At 67.4% G+C, this 15,672-nt stretch carries 15 protein-coding genes; 5 read left to right on the top strand and 10 right to left on the bottom strand.

The window, feature by feature from the left end:
• Positions 1–32 precede the first annotated feature (32 nt).
• Entirely contained in the window at positions 33–743 is a 711-nt protein-coding gene (locus EZH22_RS00330; RefSeq protein WP_203193856.1) for an FCD domain-containing protein, read from the bottom strand.
• Positions 744–893: 150 nt separating this feature from the next.
• On the opposite strand from EZH22_RS00330, the gene EZH22_RS00325 reads away from it, so the two are divergent.
• Genes EZH22_RS00325 through EZH22_RS00305 form a run of 5 tightly spaced genes read left to right on the top strand, consistent with a single transcriptional unit; the run spans position 894 to position 5,468 of the window.
• Entirely contained in the window at positions 894–2,057 is a 1,164-nt protein-coding gene (locus EZH22_RS00325) for an ABC transporter substrate-binding protein (RefSeq protein WP_203193855.1), read from the top strand.
• A gap of 31 nt (positions 2,058–2,088) precedes the next feature.
• The gene (locus EZH22_RS00320) at positions 2,089–2,976 is read left to right on the top strand and encodes a branched-chain amino acid ABC transporter permease (protein WP_203193854.1); all 888 of its coding nucleotides are present in this window, start codon (positions 2,089–2,091) and stop codon (positions 2,974–2,976) included.
• Between the two features lie 3 nt (positions 2,977–2,979).
• Positions 2,980–3,984 carry a branched-chain amino acid ABC transporter permease gene (locus tag EZH22_RS00315; RefSeq protein ID WP_203193853.1) on the top strand — a complete coding sequence of 335 codons (1,005 nt, stop codon included), beginning with the start codon at positions 2,980–2,982 and terminating at the stop codon, positions 3,982–3,984.
• A complete protein-coding gene (locus EZH22_RS00310; protein WP_203193852.1) occupies positions 3,974–4,738 on the top strand; it encodes an ABC transporter ATP-binding protein in 765 nt (254 codons plus the stop codon). Before EZH22_RS00315 ends, EZH22_RS00310 begins: the two co-directional genes overlap by 11 nt.
• 10 nt (positions 4,739–4,748) lie before the next feature.
• Positions 4,749–5,468 (top strand): ABC transporter ATP-binding protein, encoded by a 720-nt coding sequence (locus EZH22_RS00305; RefSeq protein WP_203193851.1) that lies wholly within the window; start codon positions 4,749–4,751, stop codon positions 5,466–5,468.
• Positions 5,469–5,486: 18 nt separating this feature from the next.
• Here the strand turns inward: EZH22_RS00305 and EZH22_RS00300 are convergent, their stop codons facing one another.
• The 9 genes from EZH22_RS00300 to EZH22_RS33125 form a co-directional block, all read right to left on the bottom strand.
• Positions 5,487–5,777, bottom strand: coding sequence for a CobW C-terminal domain-containing protein (locus EZH22_RS00300; RefSeq protein WP_203193850.1), 291 nt, complete (start codon positions 5,775–5,777; stop codon positions 5,487–5,489).
• Positions 5,778–5,974: 197 nt separating this feature from the next.
• Complete coding sequence (locus EZH22_RS00295) at positions 5,975–6,859, bottom strand: transporter (protein WP_203193849.1); 885 nt, start codon at positions 6,857–6,859, stop codon at positions 5,975–5,977.
• A gap of 156 nt (positions 6,860–7,015) precedes the next feature.
• A complete protein-coding gene (locus EZH22_RS00290; protein WP_203193848.1) occupies positions 7,016–7,858 on the bottom strand; it encodes a hypothetical protein in 843 nt (280 codons plus the stop codon).
• The gene (locus tag EZH22_RS31510; protein ID WP_231711235.1) at positions 7,855–8,175 is read right to left on the bottom strand and encodes a hypothetical protein; all 321 of its coding nucleotides are present in this window, start codon (positions 8,173–8,175) and stop codon (positions 7,855–7,857) included. Before EZH22_RS31510 ends, EZH22_RS00290 begins: the two co-directional genes overlap by 4 nt.
• 73 nt (positions 8,176–8,248) lie before the next feature.
• Complete coding sequence (locus EZH22_RS00285) at positions 8,249–10,129, bottom strand: hydantoinase B/oxoprolinase family protein (RefSeq protein ID WP_231711234.1); 1,881 nt, start codon at positions 10,127–10,129, stop codon at positions 8,249–8,251.
• Positions 10,130–10,218: 89 nt separating this feature from the next.
• The gene (locus tag EZH22_RS00280; protein WP_203193847.1) at positions 10,219–12,375 is read right to left on the bottom strand and encodes a hydantoinase/oxoprolinase family protein; all 2,157 of its coding nucleotides are present in this window, start codon (positions 12,373–12,375) and stop codon (positions 10,219–10,221) included.
• Positions 12,376–12,478: 103 nt separating this feature from the next.
• Entirely contained in the window at positions 12,479–12,865 is a 387-nt protein-coding gene (locus tag EZH22_RS00275) for an acetone carboxylase subunit gamma (RefSeq protein ID WP_231711233.1), read from the bottom strand.
• Positions 12,866–12,882: 17 nt separating this feature from the next.
• Positions 12,883–14,814 carry a hydantoinase/oxoprolinase family protein gene (locus EZH22_RS00270; RefSeq protein ID WP_203193845.1) on the bottom strand — a complete coding sequence of 644 codons (1,932 nt, stop codon included), beginning with the start codon at positions 14,812–14,814 and terminating at the stop codon, positions 12,883–12,885.
• Positions 14,815–15,293: 479 nt separating this feature from the next.
• A complete protein-coding gene (locus EZH22_RS33125; protein WP_456300862.1) occupies positions 15,294–15,626 on the bottom strand; it encodes a helix-turn-helix domain-containing protein in 333 nt (110 codons plus the stop codon).
• Between the last annotated feature and the right edge of the window lie 46 nt (positions 15,627–15,672).

Here is a 15,672-nt window from a genome sequence, read left to right as displayed (position 1 = left end):
TAGGACGTTCAAGAATATTTTCGAAAAAATAGTCAATCGCCGAATATGTGAGATGGAGAGGAGAGGAGGATCTGGCACGTGCGGTCGAGATGGCGGCGCGACAGGAACACGGCGGCCTCCGTGTCCCGTGCCAGCACCGCGTCGGCGATCTCGCGGTGTTCGACGAGGTCGTCGCGCGGTGCGTGCATATAGTGGACCGCGACCCGCCGGTAGCGGTCCGCCTGGTCGTAGAGCTGGGAACGGAAGCGCTGCAGCCATTCCGAGCCGCTGGCGGCGGTGAGGGCGTTGTGGAAGGCGCGGTGGCGCGCCTCCCATTCATCGTCGACCAGGCCATCTGGGCCGAGCTTGCTGCGTTTCGCGAGTTCATGGAGCGCGGCGACGATGCCGGCCTCCCAGTGGTCGTCGCCATGGGCGATGGAGAGCCGAATCGCCATGGATTCGAGCTCCTTGCGCATGTTGGTGATATCGACAAGGCCGGCGCGCGACACCGGCGCGACGCGAAATCCCTTGTGTTCCTCGAGCTCCACGAGGCCGTCGGAGGCGAGCTTCATCAGCGCCTCGCGCAGGGGGCTCAGCCCCGTGTCGTAATGCGCCTTCAACTCCTCGAAGCGCAGGCGCGCGCCCGGCTTCCAGAGGCTGCGCACGATGTCGCGGCGCAATTCTTCGTAGGCGCCGGCGGTTCGGGTGCGTCCACCGCGCTCCACCGTTGCTCCGGCCACCTTCACGCCTGCCGCCTGCGCCACTTTCATTCTCCCGACTTGGCGATTCCCGATCGCGGGCTTCCATCCTAGCCCAAATTTATTTTCGAAGAAAATTGACATAATCGAAAAAGATTCCTAGCGTCCCATCACCGCGCCCAACAGCGCCAAGAAACCAACATGGGAGGAATCTTCATGCGACGCATCTCGTGCGGCGCTCGGCGCCGTCGCGTCCTGCTGCTCATCGCCGGCATGGCCCTATCCACTGCCGGAGCGGCTTCGGCCCCGGCGCGAGCGCAGGCGACCTCCGGGGAGCCGGTGACCATCGGAGCCATCCTCTCGGTGACCGGCCCGGTGGCGGGGGTCGGCCAGCCGGAGCGGGACGGCGCGCTGCTCGCCGAGAAGATCGTCAACGCCTCGGGCGGTGTCGGTGGCCGGCCGCTGAAGCTGGTCATCGAGGATGACGCCTCCAATCCGGACACCGCCATCTCCAAGGCGACGGGGCTCATCCGCTCCACCAAGGTCCGGGCGCTGATCGGCTCCTCGAACCTGCCGAGCACGGTGGCGATCGGCGGCCTTACCGATCCCATCAGGCTGCCCCAGGCGGCGCTCTCGGGCATCGGGCCGGCGGTGGAGGCCAAGCGCACCTGCGTGGTGCATCTGCTCGCCCCGCAGGAGCTCAACGCCCGCGCGGCGCTCACTTATGTGCGGGACGCCCTGAAGGCGAAGCGCGTGGGGCTGCTGCACGATTCCGGCTATGGCCAGGCGGTGGCCAACAGCCTGAAGGCGGTGGCGCCGGAATACGGTGTCGAGCTGGCGCAGGTGGAGAAGTTCGAGATCGGCGCCACCGACGTCAGTGCCCAGGCGGCCAAGGTGAAGAATGCCGGCGTCGACGTGGTCGTCATCGTCGCATCCTCCGCGACGCCGTTCCGCAACGTCCACGACCTGCGCATCGGCGTGCCGGTGATCGGCTCCATCGCCTCCTCGTCCTATGACTATGTGCGGGCGATGGGAGAGGCGGCGGAGGGGGTGATCTTCCCCGAATTCCTCATCGCCGAGGATCCGCTGCCGCATCAGGTGAAGTTCGTCGCCACCTTCAAGGAGGCCTACGGCCGGTTGCCGAAGAACTATGAAGCGGCGGGATGGGACGCGGTGAACCTCCTTGCCAAGGTGCTCGCCGAGGCGGGCCCCGAGGCCGACAACGCGGCGGTGTGCGCGGCGCTGCGCAAGCCCTTGCGCGGCGTGCTCGCGACCTATGACTTCTCCGCGCCGGACATGACCGGCCTTGGCCTTTCGAGCTTCAGCTATTCGCAGGTGAAGAACGGCAGCTTCGTCCGCCTGCCGCTCCCTGCGCGCTGAACTTCGGAGCGAACCTTCAGGAGGGCGGAAGATGACTGCGGCCTTGTTCGTCCAGGCGCTGTTCGCAGGCCTTACCAACGGATTCGTCTATGCGCTCGTGGGCCTCGGCATCGCCGTGATCTTCAAGGGCAGCCGCACGGTGAACGTGGTGCAGGGCGAGTTCGTCGTCATCGGCGCGCTCGTCGTGGTGGGGCTGCTCGATGCCGCGGGCCTGCCCTATCCGGTGGCGGCCCTCGCGGGCATCGTCGGTGGCCTCCTGCTCGGAAGCTTCACCGAGGTCGCCTTCATCCGCCCGCTGATCCGCCGACGGGCCGGGGAGGACGCGCTGCTGCTCGTCTCCATCGGCCTCGCGGTGGCGATGTCCGCAGCCGTGCTCTACGTGGCCGGCCGCGGGTCCTACCTCCTGCCCGCCGTGGGCGGGAACGCGGTGGTGAACCTCGCCGGGGCCACGGTGCGGGTGCATGCGCTGTTCCTCATCGCCAGCGGCGCGGCTCTGGTCCTCGGGCTCGCCTGGTTCTTCCGCCACACCATGCTGGGTCTCTCCATGATGGCGGCGGCCATGGAGCCGGACGGCGCCACGGTGACCGGCATCGACACCGAGCGCATGCGCACCCTCACCTTCGCCTTGGGCGGGGCCCTGGGTGCGGCCGCCGGCATCCTGGTCGCCCCCCTCACCGAGGTGAATTACCAGATGGGCCTCGCCTTGACCCTCAAGGGCTTCGCCGCGGCGGTGCTGGGCGGCCTCGCCAATCCCCTCGGGGCCGTCGCCGGCGGCATCCTCATCGCCATGGTGGAGGCGTTCGGCATCGTCTTCATCGCCTCGGGCTACAAGAACGTGTTCGCCATGTCCGTGCTGATCCTCGTGATGGTGCTGCTGCCCAACGGCCTCCTCGGCCGCAGGGCGCGGGCGGGGGGCTGAGCCATGCCCGCGCCCTGCTCCCTTCTCTCGACCCGCCGCGCAGCGCTCGCCGCCATGGTGGCGCTTGCCACCGCGGTGCCCCTCGCCGCCCCGGTGGAACTGGTGGACCGACTGACGTTCGCCGCCATCTACGGTGTCGCCGGCCTCGGCGTCGGTCTGCTGCTTGGCCAGTGTGGCATCCTCAACCTGGCGCAGGCGGTGTTCTACGGCATCGGCGCCTATGCCAGCGCCTACGGCTGCGTGGAGCTCGGCTGGCCGCCGGTCGCCGGCATCCTCGCGGGCATGGCGGTGAGCGGCGCGCTTGCCGGCCTCATCGGCTGGCCGACGCTGCGGCTCAACGGCTATTTCCTTGCGCTGGCGACGCTTGCCTTGTGCATCGCCGGCGGGGAGCTGTTCTTCGAGTGGGACTGGCTCACCGGCGGCTCCTACGGCATCGGCGGCATCCCGGCGCTGGACTTCGCCATCGTGCGCTTCGACAAGCCGGAGAAATTCTATTACCTCGCCTGGGGCGTCCTCGCGCTGGCCCTTGTCCTGGCGCGCAACCTCATCGCCTCGCGCGACGGCCTCGCCGCCCAGGCCATGCGCGATGCGCCCGATGCCGCGGCGGTGCTCTCCATCGACATGCACGCCCTCAAGGTGAAGATGTTCGTGCTGAGCGCCATGCTCGGCGCCCTCGCCGGCTCGCTCTTCGCCCATTATGTCAGCTTCGTCAGCGTGCAGAGTTTCGGGGTGGAGCGCTCCATCCTGTTCCTGCTCGTGCCGGTGCTGGGAGGGGCGCGCGCGCTCTCCGGCATCATCATCGGCGCCCTGTTCGTGGCGCTGGTGCCGGAGGTGCTGAGCGCGTTCGGCGAGATCCACCATGTGCTGTTCGGCCTCGCTTTGGTGGCGGTGGTGATCCTGTGCCCGGAGGGCCTCGCGGGGCTGTGGACGCGCCTGCGCGGGGCGCGGCGCCCGGCGCGCCGGCCCGCGCCCGTGACGACGGCGAAGGAGGTGGAACATGTCGCATGATGCGGCCTTCTTCGCGGTGGAGGGCGTGGCGCGCAGCTTCGGCGGCTTCCAGGTGCTCGCCGACGTGTCCCTCGCCATCGGTCAGGGTGAGGTCGTGGGCCTGCTCGGGCCGAACGGATCGGGAAAGACGACGCTCTTCAACATCGCCACCGGCTTCCTGCCGCCTTCCGCCGGAGCCATCCGCTTCCGCGGCAGGGACATCTCGGTCTTGAGCGTTCAGGACCGCAGTCGCCTCGGCGTGGTGCGTACCTTCCAGACGCCCAAGGTGTTCGAGGGCCTCACCGTGCGGGACAATGTGGCCCTGGGCTTCTACCGGCAGATGCGGGCAGGCCTGGTGGAGGGCCTGTTCGGCGCCCCGCGCGCCCGGCGCGAGGTGGCCGACGCACGGGAGGCGAGCGAGCCGCTGCTGGCGCGGTTCGGCCTGAAGGACCTCGCCGACACGGCGGCGGCGCGGCTCACCGCCGGGCAGCGGCGCAACCTGGAGGTCGCCCGCGCGCTCGCCGGCGCGCCCCGCCTGCTCATGCTCGACGAGCCTTCCACCGGCCTGACGCGGGACGAGGCCGTGGCGCTGGGCGACATGCTGCTCGACCTCAGTGCGGAGGGCATGACCATTTTCGTGGTCTCCCACGACATGGAATTCCTGCGCATCGTGGGCCGTGCCCATGTGCTCTATTTCGGCCGCATTATCGCCTCGGGCACCCTGGCCGAGATCCAAGCCGATCCGCAGGTGCGGCAGATCTATTTCGGCAGCTGAGGGGGGCGCCATGCTGGAAATCGAAGCGGTCCACGCCGGCTATGGGGCGCTCCCGGTGCTCGAGGCCATCGGCTTCCATGTGGAGGAGGACGAGGTGGTGGGGCTCGTGGGTCCCAACGGCGCCGGCAAGACCACGCTGGTGCGTGCCCTTGCCGGCCTGCTGCGGCCGAGCGCCGGCGCCATCCGCTTCGCCGGGCACGACGTCACGGCCGAGCCCGGCCACCGCAGGGCAGGGGAGGGCATGGCCTTCGTGCTGGACAACCGGGCCTTGTTCTCGGAGCTGACCGTGCGCCAGAACCTGGCACTCGCCGAGCGCATGGGCCGGCGCAGCGGGCGCCTGAAATGCTTCAGCGACGACGCCGAGCTGTTCGACCTGCTGCCGGTGGTGAGGGAGCGGATCGACACGCCGGTGCAACTTCTGAGCGGCGGGCAGCAGCAGATGGTGGCCATCGCCCGCGCGCTGCTGCTGCGCCCGCGCCTGCTGGTGATGGACGAGCCCTCCGCCGGCCTCGCCCCGCTCATCGTGAAGCACATCCTGGAGCTGCTGCACCGCCTGAAGGGCCGGGGCATCGGCATCCTGGTGGTGGAGCAGAACGTGCGCCTCATCGCCGAGGTGGCGGACCGCGGCTATGTCATGTCCCTCGGGCGCCTGGTGCACGAGGTGCCTCGCGGCGCCTGGCGGTCCCTGCTGGAGGACGAGCGCCTCGTCCATGCCTATCTCGGCGGGTGAGGCCGTGCGGCGCGTGCTCTAGGCGCATTCCAAGCGGGTCCCGGTGGACGCCGGTGGCGCGAGGCGTTGCGCCGCACGAAGGAAGGCATCGAGACTTGCGATGATCCGCGCCTTGTCGATGCCCTGCGTGATGAAGACCAGAAAACCCGGGCTGCCGTCGTCCTCCGCCTCGCTGAGGTGGCGGGGCGGATGCATCATGTGCTGGACGCCGTGCAGCACCAATGCGTTGCGTCCGGCGGTGGTGCGCAGCAGGCCCTTGACCCGGACGATCCTCGCGCCATGGGCATGGAGCAGGGCGGAGAGCCACATCGTGAAGGCGGGCCGACGGCCCACAGCTCGCTGAGCGTGGGGGCGACGCGGCAGCGTCCATCCCAGTCCTCGCAGGTCACCTCGAAGCCAGCGATAAGATGGTTGATCAAAGCGATGCGGCGGCGGCGCGCCGCCGCGCGGATGGCCCCGGAACCATCGCGCGCTCCGGACGTCCGCTGGCATCGGCAAGCTTTCGGCTAAAAGACCTGAAGCAGGCGCACCGTGCCGCGGAAAGCCTCCGGAAAGCCGCCTGAGGCAGCGACATCCCGCTGGATCAATCCCAGCACCTGGAACGTCGGCGTGACGAACTTGGACAATTCGAGCCGAACTTGCGAGCGGTCGGTTGCATTGCCCGTGGGCATGCCGGCGAGATATTCGGTCCCGCCCCAGAACTGGGAATAGCCCACGGCGGCCGACCAGGTGGGGGCGAAGGCGTAGGAGAGCCAGGCCTGGAGCTGGTAGGTGGGATCCTGCGACAGGGTCTGCGTGCCATTGCCGCCCTGCGTGTTGTCGCCATACCAGACGACGTCGCCGGTGAGTTGGAGCGCGACCGCGTTCGTGAGACCTTGATACCATCCGACCTGCAGATCGAGCTTCCAGCGGTTCTCGCCGAGGTTCAGAACCTGCCCTGCACTGTATTGGCCGACGGGCAGGAACAGATACGGCATGATGCCGATGTAGGTCTGAGTGGCCTTGTTGTTCACCACCCACACCGTGGTCGCGAGGATGGGATCGGCGACGCCTGCGGCGGCATCGAACGCGGTGCCCTCGAAGCGGCCATTGTAGAGCGTGCCGGCCGGAATGAGCACCTGCGGTGCCACCGTGAAGCCGCCGATGTCGAAATAATGCACGTAGCGCAGAATGTTGACGTAGGAGTCGAGGCCGGTGTCGTTGGAGAAATTCTGCCCTGAGGAACTGACATATTCGTCGCGCGTCGCGTACTGGCTATAGAAAACGAGAAGGTTGGTGCCGGCGGGCGCCGGCAGGTAGTCGCCCGAATTCACGTCGGCGGCGCTGACGGGAGCCGCAGCGAGCGCTGCGCAGAAGACGGCGAGACTGGAACGCCTGAGAAAGTGGATCATTATTTCCTCCGGAATTTTGTTGGTTGAAGGGGCGGCCTCGGCGTGCCGCCCCCCACCGCACGCAGGTCTGCTGCGCCGGCCCGCCTCGGGCGCAAAGCGTCCCGGAGTCGGGTCCCGCCGATGCGAGGGGCCGACGGAGCGGGAGCGCCGCGTTGGTCAGGCCCTGAGGCGGGAGAGCTGCTGGAGCACGAATTCCGGCTCCGCCCCCTCGGGAATTTCGGCGAAGTAGAATTGCCCCGCGCCGAGGGTCGCGAGGGGCGCCCCGCTCCAGAGATCCCGGCTCACGTCAAGGCCGAGGGCGAGGTCTCCGCCTTCTAACGGTGCGGTGGAGATGAGGGTGTCGAGCTCATGCGCACCGGGTCCCGCCCGCCCGCGCAGAGCAAGCCCCCAGCGATAGTGCCGGGCGATATTCGCCAGCGGCCTGACGGCCTCGATATCTCCGTCTTCCGCCGCGTCGTCCTCCTCCAGCAGCAGCCCGCCGATGGGAAGGGCGGAGACCACTCGCGCGAGATCTGCCATGTACATGGCGGCGCTTTCCACCGTGTCGGTGTCGATGTCGATGGACACGCGCCCGGCAAAGCCGGCCGCCTCGGCAAGCCAGCGCCGTGGAGCGGGCATGGCGAGGACCAGCGGCGTCTGCCCACGCAAGCTCGCCGCCACCGCCTCCACCACCTCGGTGAGCAGACGGCGTGGCCCGTCCTCCTCCAGCATCCGTTTGAGGGGGAAGGCGGCGCGGGGCTTGGCCGCCATCTCCGCAGTCAACGCGGGATGGCGGGCGAGCCACGAGCGGTAGAGATCGCCCACGTCCACCACGCCCACGTCCGACCTCAGGAGGCCGTGGGCCTGGGTGAAGAAGGAGAGATAGCGCGGCGCGCTCTCCCAGGGGTCTCCGGCCTCCCCGCAGAGAAGCCGCCGGGCATAGCCCGACGACTTCAGCCAGATCCTGAGGCCGGGCACGCCGGACGGCCGCGGCAGGTCGTCCACGAGACGCGGGCTCATTGCTTCTCGCCCCCCATGCCGCCGAAGGCGGAGAGGCGCGCTTCCAGCTCGGCGATGCGCACATCCTTGGGGTGCGGCATGTAGTTCGGCCGCGGGGTGTCGGCGGAGCGGGTCTTCTCCGGCCCCCCCATGTAGAGAACGGACACATCATCGCCCCATGCGCCGAAATACTGCAGGTGCGACGGCGGAGTGGGCTTGCTCCAGTCCTTCACGAACTCGGAATAGGGCCTGGAGCGGGCGACGCGGGCACGACGCTCGGCGGCGCGGGCCTCCGCGGTCGCCGCCTCGTCGATGGCCAGGGTCTCCGGGTCGAACACCGTCTTGTAGAGGCGGGCTGCGACCTCCGGGGAGATCAGCCCTTCCTCGATGTCCTTGATGACGCCGCGCGGATCACGCTCCAGCAGGTCGCCATAGCCGGCGCCCCCCCTGCGAGATCATGAACAGCTCGCCGCGCTTCGAGATCTCGAAGCCCATGCCCATGTGGTGGGTGGTGTAGCTCGCGCCCTCGAAGGGCTGCTCGTTCATGATCTCCTCGATGGAATGCTTGAACTTCTCCGGCGTGTTCATGAGCACGTCGTAGACGTCCACGCCCTTCACCTTGGAAAGCGGATAGCAGCCGCAGGCATAGCCGCCGAACAGGCCCTGCAATGGGGGAATCTTGGCGCCCTGACACACGGTCATGAAGCCCCATTGCTCGCTATCCTTGGTGGCCACCATCATGGTGTAGCCCTGGCCGCCGCGATACTTGCCCGGCGCGATGGCGTCCCGCGTCATCTTCTTGGACACGAGCTGGAGGAACGGCACCTCCTCCTCGTTCAGCTCCTGTTCGCCGATGTCGGCCATGGTGGCGAAGATGGGCGCCAGGGCATGCTCGCCGTCCCGGTCCACGGTGGCGCCGGCGCCCATGCCGTTGAGGTCCGCGCAGAGGTTGCCCAGCGTCTCGCCGTGCTGGGACACGCCGCCCCACACGAACGTATTGATCATGTTGAAGGTCGGCGCGTGGACCTTGGTGAACTTCTCGGGGCAGGAATAAAGGAACTTCGCTACCGCGTGCTGGCCCGCCGTGAAGCCCGTGAAGATGGACATCAGGCTTTGCGAGTTGGGCGCGTCATAGGAGCAGTTGACGATGGAATGGGGGTCGGTGATGACCTCGATGGGCGCGAACGCCGCCTGGCCGCGCGGCAGGTCCGGCCACACATAGCACAGGAACACCTGCGCCAGCATGCCCTTGAGGCCGGCGACGATGGTGTTGGTGGCGCGGTTGGTGAACTCGGGGGCGGATCCCCGGAAATCGAAGATCAGCCGGTCGCCCGTCTTGGTGAGCTTGCAATTGATCTTCACCACGCAGTTCTCGCGCAGCGTCGAGTCCTGGATGATGTAGGTGCGCACGGTCATGTCCGGCCATTCGGAAATGCGGCGCTTCACCTCGGCGCGCACATTCTCCATGGTCAGGCGCAGGGTGGAGACGAGGGCGCCGGGGCCGTCGGTGTTCAGCGTCTCCTCGATGCGCTGCTTGATGCGCAGGCAGGCGAACAGCTTCACCTTCATGTCTTCATATTGCAGCTTCGGCTCGCGCACCGAATTCTGCAGGAAGGTGAGGATGTCGCGCTTGATCTGGTAGTTTTCCACCACCTTGAAGGGCGACATCTTCAGCCCTTCGTCCGAGGGGCTTTCAGCCATGGAGGGCATGCCGCCGGGCTCGATGGCGCCGTTCTCGCCCTCGTGCACGGTGGAGGCCACCCAGCACACGAGCTTGCCCTCATGGAAGATGGGCAGGATCATGGACTGGTCGGTGTTGTGCACGTTGCCGTAGCGGCTGTCGTTGTGGATGAAGCCGTCGCCTTCGCGCACGCCGACGGTGGGGTCGTTGATCCAGTTCTTGATGATGAACTTGATGGGGTGGTGCACCAGCGCGGAGAAGATCAGCACGCCGCCGGCGGAGGCGATGGCCAGATCACCGGAGGCCGAATACACGCCGGTGATGACATCGCCCCACTTGGCGCCGGGTGCGGCGCCCATCTGCTCCACCATCTCGTAGCCTTCGTCGCAGCCGGCCTGGATGCGGTCGCGGATCTTGGCGATGATGTGGGCATCGCAGACCTTGGCGATGGCCTCCTCCTCATCCGCCGAGCGCGGCATGAGGTCGTGATTCTGCATGATCTCGGGGTCCGGCCCGAGGAACAAGGTGGTGTCGTTCAGGAACTTCTGGATGAGCGCTGTCTCTTCGGCGCTCGGCAACTTCCCGCGGCTGGTCATGCTCATGTCGTTCATGGGGGTCCTCCCGGAATATGTCGATGGGCGTCGCGCGGTCGCGCGGCGCGGGGCTCCCCCTGCCGGCACGCAGGGGGAGCGGCGCGGCGTCAGTGGGGCTTGCCCGGTGCCTTGGCGCGCAGGAACCAGGACGCCCCCTGCTTCGCCGCCACGAAGGTCCAGCCCGGATTGACGAGGAAGGTGGTGACCTCGGAGGCGACGATGGCCGGCCCCTCGATCTGGGTTCCCGGCGCGATGTCCGTGCGGCTCCACACCGGGGTCTCCAGCGGGCCGTCCTGTCCCACGAAGTGACAGATGCGGGTGGCGGCCGGTGGCGGGGGCGCCTTGCGCTCGCTCTCGGGCACCGGCTTGATGTCCTCGAAGCGCACCGTCTCGTGATGGACGTAGGCCGCCACGCGGATGGTGTTGATGCGGATGCCCGCCTCCGGCGCCTGCGAGCCTTCGCCGAAACGCTTGCCGTAGTCGGCGGAGAACTGGGCGATGATGGCGAGGACGTCGGCGGGCCCGCTCACCTCGTGCCTCGGGATCACCGCCGTGGTCTGCACCAGCTGGTTGCCGTAGCGCATATCCAATTCCAGATTGTGGCGGATGTCGGCGAGCGACACGCCCTGGCGCAGCAGGTCCTGGGTGCCGCGCTCCTTCAGGTCGGCGACGATGGCGTTGAAGCGGTCATAGTCGTCGAACAAGGCGCGGGTGTTGCTGTCGTACAGCACCATGTAGAGCGACTGCTCGTGGATATGGAGCTGGTGCATGTTGCCCGCCCCCACCGCCGAGAACACGGAGGAGAGCGGCGGGGCCAGGATGCGGTCGATGTTGAGGTTCTGGGCGATGCCGCAGCAGTGCAGCGGGCCGTTGCCGCCATAGGCGAGCATGGTGAAGTCCTTGGGATCGTACCCCCGGGCGCGCAGCTCGGTGAAGAGCCCGTTGGCCATGTTGTCGTCCACCTTCTCGCGGATCAGCAGCGCCGCCTCGATCACCGAGCAGTCGAGGTCGTCGCACAGGGTGTCCTCGATGGCCGCCTTGGCCCGGCGCGGGTTGAGGGGAATGGACCCGCCCGCATAGTTCGCCGGATCGAGATAGCCGAGCAGCAGGTCGGCGTCGGTCACGGTGGGCCGCATGCCGCCGCGGTCGTAGCAGGCGGGGCCGGGATCGGAGCCGGCGCTCTCGGGGCCGCATTTGACGGTCTTGTACATGCGGTCGTAGGAGGCGATGGAGCCGCCGCCGGCGCCGAGGGTCACGAGGTGCACCATGGGCACCGAGACCAGCCAGCGGTCGATCACCGGGTTGAAGTCGTAATGCTTCACGCCGCCGTCCACCACGATGCCGATGTCGTAGCTGGTGCCGCCCATGTCGGTGGCGACCACATTGCCGAGCCCGGTGAGCATGGCGAGATGCTCGGAGGCGCCGATTCCGGAGACCGGCCCGGAATGGATGGTCTGCAGCGCGTCGGTGGAGTTGAGCTGCGCCATGCCGCCGGAATTGTGGATCACCAGCATGGGCTTTTCGTAGCGATGCGCCCGCAGGTTCTGCTCCAGCGCCGAGAGGGCGTGGTACATGGTGGAATGCAGGTAGCCGTCGACGATGGCGGAGGTGGCCCGCACATACTCGCCTTTGCGCCCGGCCACCTGGTGGGACAGGATGACCGGAATGGCGCCGAGCAGGTGGGAGGGATATTCATCGAGGATGATCTCCTCGATGCGCTGCTCGTGCGCGGGGTTCACCACCGCGTTCACAAGCGCCACCACGATGATCTGGGCGCCGCGGTTCACCAGCTCGCGGATCTGGGTGCGCACGTCCTCCTCGTCCAGCGGCATCACGAGCTTGCCCTGGAAATCGAGCCGCTCGCGCACGCCGCGGATCATGTGCGCCTCCACCAGCGGATCGGGGCGCTCGGCGTTGGGCATGTCCTGCTGGCCGAGATTGTCGAGCCCCTCGCCATAGCCGCGGGCGCGGCTCAAGGGGACGGTGGCCTCATAGCCGGCCGTCACCAGCATGCCGATCCTGGGGCCCTTGTGCTCGATGAGAGCGTTGGTGCCGAGCGTGGTGGCGTAGCGCACACTGTCGGCGGCCCCGAGGATCTCCTCCAGCTCAAGGCCCAACACCTTGCAGGCCTTGCCCAGGGCCTCGTTGAAGCCCATGGCGAGGTTATGGTGGGTGGTGAGGGCCTTGGCCTCGATATATTGCTGGTCCCAGACCACGAAGCAGTCGGTGAAGGTGCCACCGATGTCCACGGAAACGCGTTTCATGTCTCCTCCCTGAGGATGCTGGCGGGCGCGTCGCGCCGCGTTCGTTGTGCTGTGGCGTGGTGCCGCCGCGTTCCGCGCGGGGATGGGCGGCACCGTCGGGGCTTCAGTGTCCGTGGCCGTCGTCACGCGCCACGGCAGGGCCCGCATAGGGCGCCGCCGCCTCGCCGCGGGCCGCCCATTGGGCCTTGAGCGCATCGATATCGACTTCCATGTCGTGGAGCGGCGGGTGGCCGGGCACGGCATATTCGGTCTCCACCTGCGTGCCGCAGTGGGGGCAGCAATATTCGAGGATGCGAACCCATTCCGGATCGGGGCTGAAGGTGAAGCGATACTTGTCCGGATCGATGATCGGCGGATGGATCTCGCGGGGATCGCGATCGTGGACCAGAAGGCCTTCCTTGTAGTTGCCGCGGGCCGGAGCAAGCTCGTGATCGCACACGCGGCATTCCCACTTCTCCGATTTCAGGTCGATCCGGAGATATTCGGTCATGGCGACTTTCATCTTGCTCAATCCTCCCGGCTCAGCAGGACGTCGCCCGCGTCGCTGATGACGAACTGCCAGTGCTTGGGCACCTGGCAGGTGAAATAGTCTTCCTCGAGAATGGCCGGCCCGGACGCGCAGTCGCCCGCCGACAGGTCGGCGAGGCGATAGACCGGCACGTCGATGCGCCCGCGCTCGCGGATCAGCACGTTGCGCTTGCCGTGGGCGGCAGCGGGGGCGTGCGGGGCGAAGCTGGCGGCCTGCTCCGTGCCTTCGCGCAGGCTCCGGACCGCCTTCAGTTCCACCTCCACCGAACGTGCTCCGGCAAAGGCGGTCGGAACTTCCGGCTGGTCGCCCAGCAGGTGGGATTGCGTGCGTCCGTCACCGAAATCGGCGACGATGCGGGCTTCGACCGAATAGGCCCCCTCGGCGCAACCTTCAGCGAACATGTCGCGCGCCGCCTTCACCTTCAGCGAGGCGATGGTGTCGGCGAGCTCCGCGGGATCGGACAGCGTCACCGCGTAGCGCTGGGAGATGTCGCAGGCGCCGATGCCATAGGCCGAGAACACCGCCGCCATCTGCGGGATCGCCACCCGGCGGATGCCCGCCTTCTCCGCAACGCCACAGGCGTTCAGCGGGCCGGCGCCGCCGAAGGCGAGCATCACCGTCTCATCGGAGATCCGGGTGAAGCGGTGCAGCTCGGCGGCGATCTTCTCCTCATAGGCGAACTCCATGCGCAGCAGCGCGTCGTCGAGGCCGAGCCCGAGCGGGGAGGCGACGTGGGCGGTTACTGCCGCGGCGGCGCGGTCTGCATCGAGCCCCATGCCGCCGCCGAAATAGGAGCTGGGATCGAACAGGCCGATCAGAAGGCTCGCGTCCGTGATGGTGGCCTCTCGCCCGCCGCGGCCGAAGCAGGCCGGCCCCGGCACCGCGCCGACGCTCTCGGGCCCGATGACGATGCGCCCGTCCACCACCTTGAAGATGGAGGAGCCGCCCGCGCCCGCGCTCAGGATCTCGCACAGGGGGAAGGAGACCGAGATGCCCTCCACGTGGCCGCGCCGCACTTCGGCCACCGTGCCGCCGATGTACTGGCCGATGTCCGTGGTGGTGCCGCCCACGTCGATGGAGACGGTATCGGTGAAGCCGTAGCGGCGCGAGAAGGACTTCACGCCCTCCATGCCGCCGCGCGGGCCCGACGAATAGGTCTTGATGGCAATCGTCTTGGCCACGCGGGACGCGTCGCCGTCGTTGCGGAAGATGAGGAGCGGATTCTTGGTGCGGTAGGCCCGCAGCCGGTTCTCCGCATTGTAGAGGAAGGCCTCCATGGAGGGGTGGAGGAAGGAGTTGATGAGTGCCGTCCAGGTGCGACGCTCGCCGTCCGTGTCGGTGGTGAGGTCGGAGCCGTAGAGGATTGGCACGGCGCCGAGCAGGTGGCGTGGATACTTGCGCAGGGCGACGAGGCGGAAGCGGTTCTCCAGCGCCTGGAAATCAGTGCCGCCGAAACTCACCACCAGGCGGTTGGCGCCAGCGGCGGTGAGCTTGTTGATGGCCTTCGCAATCTCCACCTCCGCCGTTTCGCCGCTGATGGTGGCGGCGTCGAGGAAGGCGATGCGGTCGCCCACCAGGGCTTCGAACACGTCCTGGTCGTGGGCCGCGAGGCGGCTCGGCAGATCGTGCGCGGCGGCGTCGAGGATGAGGCCCAGCCGCGGGCCCTTGCGCTCGCAGATGGCATTGGTGCCCTGGGTGGTGGAGTAGCGGATGAGATCCACTTCCTCCAGCAGCCGCTTCACGTCCGGCGCGCCGTAGAGCACGCCAGAGGCCTTGGTCAGGCCTTCGAAAAAGCATTTGCTGAGATCGTAGGGCGTGGTGAGGACCTTGGTTTTCCTCACCTGGTCATCGGACAGAATACAGATGTCCGTCAGCGTGCCGCCATTGTCGATATTGATCTGAAGGGACATACGCTCATTTTCCTCCCGTTTTTCTCTGGCTGCGGCCACATGAACCGACATCTTCGGACGACTGCGCGGCAGCGCTCGCCTGCTGGGCGAGGCGCGATCCGAGACGCTCGTCAGATGATCGCAAGGGGCATGCCAAGACCGAGGAGGCGTTTGCACCTTCGGTTTTCATTTATTTGAGCTGATTTCGGCGGGTCAGGTTTTTTCGCGCAGGACACCTGCCGACGTCTTTGCGAATACGCGTTCGGAAATCGGTCTATATTGTGCGACGCAGGCATGTGACGCGCGCAGTGCACCATGCCCGCTCCGGCAAAAAAAGACCGCCGATCGAGATCGGCGGTTTGGAGGATGGGCTTGCGGCGGAGTGCCGGAAATCAGATCTATTCAATATATCGACGTTTGTCAGGCAGATGACGGGTGCTATTCATTCAATATTAGCGTGATTCACCGGGAAGATGAAATAAATCTGCTCGGCCCACCCTCTAAAGTTGGAAGCGACGCGTCTCGCCCATCACGCCTTCCAGGCCGAAGCGGCGGAGCTTGGCGTAGACCGTGCTCTTGGCGATGCCGAGATCCCGGGCCACCGCGGTCATGTTGCCCTTGTGCATCTGCATGGCGCGCAAGAGCGCCAGGCGCTCGGCATTCTCCATTCCGCTGAGGCCACGCAGGTGCCCTGCCTCCCCGGCCGGCGCGGTGGATGGCGCAGTGTCGCTCTCCGGCTGCGTCCAGATCTCGTCCGGAATGTCCGCTTCGCTCAGTTCCTCCCCCTCGGCGATGAGGAGCATGCCTTCGATGACGTTGCGCAGCTCGCGCACGTTTCCCGGCCAGGCATAGGCCTGCAGCACCTCGATCCCCGGGGGA

The sequence above is a fragment of the Xanthobacter dioxanivorans genome (genome assembly GCF_016807805.1).
GTDB classification, from domain to species: domain Bacteria; phylum Pseudomonadota; class Alphaproteobacteria; order Rhizobiales; family Xanthobacteraceae; genus Xanthobacter; species Xanthobacter dioxanivorans.
The sequence above is the reverse complement of the archived record's forward strand: the minus strand, read 5'-3'. Positions and strand labels throughout refer to the sequence as shown.

Bases quoted from the DNA above. Each gene is read 5' to 3' on its own strand.
- EZH22_RS00310 (WP_203193852.1), top strand. From the start codon at position 3,974: ATGTCGCATGATGCGGCCTTCTTCGCGGTGGAGGGCGTGGCGCGCAGC.
- EZH22_RS00295 (WP_203193849.1), bottom strand. From the start codon at position 6,859: ATGATCCACTTTCTCAGGCGTTCCAGTCTCGCCGTCTTCTGCGCAGCG.
- EZH22_RS00280 (WP_203193847.1), bottom strand. From the start codon at position 12,375: ATGAAACGCGTTTCCGTGGACATCGGTGGCACCTTCACCGACTGCTTC.
- EZH22_RS00270 (WP_203193845.1), bottom strand. From the start codon at position 14,814: ATGTCCCTTCAGATCAATATCGACAATGGCGGCACGCTGACGGACATC.
- EZH22_RS00285 (WP_231711234.1), bottom strand. From the start codon at position 10,129: ATGAACGACATGAGCATGACCAGCCGCGGGAAGTTGCCGAGCGCCGAA.
- EZH22_RS00325 (WP_203193855.1), top strand. From the start codon at position 894: ATGCGACGCATCTCGTGCGGCGCTCGGCGCCGTCGCGTCCTGCTGCTC.
- EZH22_RS00275 (WP_231711233.1), bottom strand. From the start codon at position 12,865: ATGACCGAATATCTCCGGATCGACCTGAAATCGGAGAAGTGGGAATGC.
- EZH22_RS00315 (WP_203193853.1), top strand. From the start codon at position 2,980: ATGCCCGCGCCCTGCTCCCTTCTCTCGACCCGCCGCGCAGCGCTCGCC.
- EZH22_RS00320 (WP_203193854.1), top strand. From the start codon at position 2,089: ATGACTGCGGCCTTGTTCGTCCAGGCGCTGTTCGCAGGCCTTACCAAC.
- EZH22_RS00305 (WP_203193851.1), top strand. From the start codon at position 4,749: ATGCTGGAAATCGAAGCGGTCCACGCCGGCTATGGGGCGCTCCCGGTG.
- EZH22_RS00290 (WP_203193848.1), bottom strand. From the start codon at position 7,858: ATGAGCCCGCGTCTCGTGGACGACCTGCCGCGGCCGTCCGGCGTGCCC.
- EZH22_RS00300 (WP_203193850.1), bottom strand. From the start codon at position 5,777: ATGTGGCTCTCCGCCCTGCTCCATGCCCATGGCGCGAGGATCGTCCGG.